1 protein-coding gene and 1 pseudogene are annotated in these 1,026 nt (G+C 45.5%); both read right to left on the reverse strand.

The features are described 5' to 3' along the window. Positions 1–549: NADH-quinone oxidoreductase subunit H (locus Q0296_RS05225; RefSeq protein ID WP_298037507.1), on the reverse strand; the 549-nt coding region annotated here is incomplete at its 3' end. A 10-nt stretch (positions 550–559) separates the two neighbouring features. Further along, positions 560–1,026, reverse strand: a pseudogene (locus tag Q0296_RS05230) (hydrogenase 4 subunit B); the annotation flags it as partial.

A 1,026-nucleotide genomic window follows, 5' to 3' on the forward strand; every position in this document is an offset into this window, starting at 1 on the left:
AACCGCAAAGCTTGGGATCTGATATCCGATCTGGCCGCTTTTTACCATTGATTGTATCTCGACCAAATTTGAAGTACCTGCCGCTAGCATAACGACGATTAGGCACATTATCATAACAGGCTCGACATAAACGGCTAGCATTTGTTCGCGTCCGCCGCCGGTAGCCGCAAACGGGTTACCGCTATCTAAAGATGCGGCGCCAAATACGAATCTCAAAAGCGCGCCAAGGTAAAGAATCACGAAAATATCGGAGTAAGCTCCAAAAATCGTGCTCTTGCTATAAGTAATAGGAATAGCCGCTAGTATCGCCGCCGAAGTGGCAAATAGGAAAAACGGCGCCCATCTAAATACCCAGTGAGAACACTCAGGCACGGTCCTGCCGCGTCTAAATAGCTTTATGATGTCGCGATACGTCTGAAAGAAATCGCTGCCTTGTTTTGATTGTAGTTTGGCTCTTAGTTTTCTGGCCATACCGTCAAACAAGGGCGCGACTAAGACGATGACGACGACTTGAAATATCATTAAAAATATAGCCTGTAAAATTTCCATCTCACGCCCCCTATATCAAAAAGTAGCTAACCGCTAGTATCGCACAAAGATATACGAGGATATATAGCGCGTAAACGTTGGTGTAGCCGCTTTGCATTATGCCTATTTTGTCGGCTATTTTCTTGCTCCACTCGATCACAGGCTCGTAAAATAGCCCCCACCAGATATCTTTTGGATGGTTGTGGTATTCGATCGGGTTGAAATAGCCCTTGGTTACGACTTTTCTATCGCCTTTAAACAGCCAGTTCATTATGCGTCTTAGATCGCCGGTGAAAGGGCCGCCCGTCATTTGCATGCGAGAGCTGTATTTAAATCCGCAAGCCCAAGGATCGGTCTCGCGAGGTTTCTCGCGGTTTGCTTTCATGAAAGCTAAAATCGCAAAAGGCAAAACCATAGTAGAACATAAGATGATAGCGATTAGCGGAGTAGAAACGATACTGCCTAAATTTGAGGTCAAATTTATACCGTGGCTAGCTA

Source organism: uncultured Campylobacter sp. (genome assembly GCF_937890585.1).
In the GTDB taxonomy this organism is placed as follows: Bacteria; Campylobacterota; Campylobacteria; order Campylobacterales; family Campylobacteraceae; genus Campylobacter_A.